Annotated in this window: 2 protein-coding genes; both read left to right on the forward strand. The window is 56.1% G+C overall.

Features of this window, described 5'->3' with window-relative positions; genetic code table 11:
• The first annotated feature begins 168 nt into the window (after positions 1 to 168).
• The gene (locus ACNPM8_RS15425; RefSeq protein ID WP_105656651.1) at positions 169 to 519 is read left to right on the forward strand and encodes a PadR family transcriptional regulator; all 351 of its coding nucleotides are present in this window, start codon (positions 169 to 171) and stop codon (positions 517 to 519) included.
• Complete coding sequence (locus ACNPM8_RS15430) at positions 503 to 1,459, forward strand: DUF1700 domain-containing protein (RefSeq protein ID WP_448940152.1); 957 nt, start codon at positions 503 to 505, stop codon at positions 1,457 to 1,459. The genes ACNPM8_RS15425 and ACNPM8_RS15430 overlap by 17 nt, the downstream gene beginning before the upstream one ends.
• The last annotated feature ends 36 nt before the right edge of the window (positions 1,460 to 1,495 follow it).

The raw sequence follows: 1,495 nt of genomic DNA on the forward strand, positions 1-1,495 counted from the left end.
AAATGAAAATGGATTCCAGGAAGGGCCGCTTTTCTGCGTTCGAGCGTAGTTGCCCTTCGCATCGGCCAATGCATGCGCACTATGCGTTTAGGCAGAAATTACTCTCATCGAGGGAAATAAGACTAGATCTTGCTATGCAAGTCTTGCTACGCAAGGTATGGTTATCGCATGTCCGATCAACGCGAGAAAATCGCCACGAATATACGCAAGGGCGTCCTTGAGTACTGTGTGCTGGCTTCGTTAGCCAGCGGAGATAAATACGGGTTGGAGCTGGCAGAAGAGCTCACCGCGCGGAAGCTTACCGCCGGCGAGGGGAGCCTGTATCCGTTGCTGGCGCGCATGAAAGCCACTGGGCTGGTAGAAACCTACTGGGAAGAAGGCGCGTCGGGACGCAAACGGAAGTACTACACCATTACCGAGCACGGGCATCTGATGGTTGGCGAGTTCCGCGGGGTATGGGAAGCAATTTCAATGCAAGTCACCGATCTACTTGGAGAGCAACATGGCATCGACAGCTGAGCAGTACAGTGCGGAAGCGTATTTGCGGGAATTGGGGAAGCTCCTGCGCGGTGCTCCAAGGGATATGGGCTTAGAGCTTCTGGAGGATGTGGCGCAGCATATCGAGGATGGCCGAGCCCTAGGCAGGGATGATGACCAGATCCTCGCCGCGCTAGGCAGTCCTGAAGCTGTTGCAGCCCCTCTGATGGCCGAGTACGCGGCTCCGCAGGAGCGGGCCATCCTACGAAGGAATAGTTTGGTGCTCGGTGCGGTGGCACTGGTCCTCGGTGTCCTTGTCTCCATCATCGATACGACTCTGGCAGATACCCTGGGTGACCTGATTTTTGGCGCTTCTGTGCCAGGAGGTGAGGGCAGTAGCTACGACTCAATATATGCGCAAGGCGCATTGCAACTGCTGATCTTCGCAATATTCGGACTTGGCGTAGCGGCCACCGCGGTCATGAAGGGAAAAGCGGCACGAATCTACGGCTACGCGGCGGCCTTGTGCATGACAGCGCTCGTTGCCGGATTCATTACCAGCAGTGGAATCTTCTATATCCCGTCAATGGTCGCAGCATGGATGCTAGTCGGAATCAATGGGCGTTCTTCCAAATCGGTGAATCGAGAACCGCGTTCGAAATTGATCCGCATCATTGGTGGCACTGCTCTGCTATTGCCAGTCGTGCTCCTGGGAGCCGCATCGTTCACGAGTATCGAGCCGAACGTCGCCGTGTACGCATACCTTGCCCTGGGCTTGGCCTGCGGCATCGGGTTCTTGTCCAATTCCCGGATTGCTCTATGGGCTACCTGCACTAACGGTGCCGCCCTTCTTGCGGTTTCCACCGTGGATCAAGGGCTGCTGCTTGCGGCATTCTGGCTAGCCGGAACAGTTTATTTCTTCTTTGGACTTTATGGTTTGATGTGGTTCACGCGCCGTGGAACGGCCGGGGAACAGCGTTAAGCAACTGGGGGTTGGGGGGCACATAGAGTGCAGGGC

It is taken from the genome of Glutamicibacter sp. AGC46 (assembly GCF_053543715.1).

Coding starts and splice junctions, on each gene's coding strand:
- ACNPM8_RS15425 (WP_105656651.1), top strand. CDS start 169: ATGTCCGATCAACGCGAGAAAATCGCCACGAATATACGCAAGGGCGTC.
- ACNPM8_RS15430 (WP_448940152.1), top strand. CDS start 503: ATGGCATCGACAGCTGAGCAGTACAGTGCGGAAGCGTATTTGCGGGAA.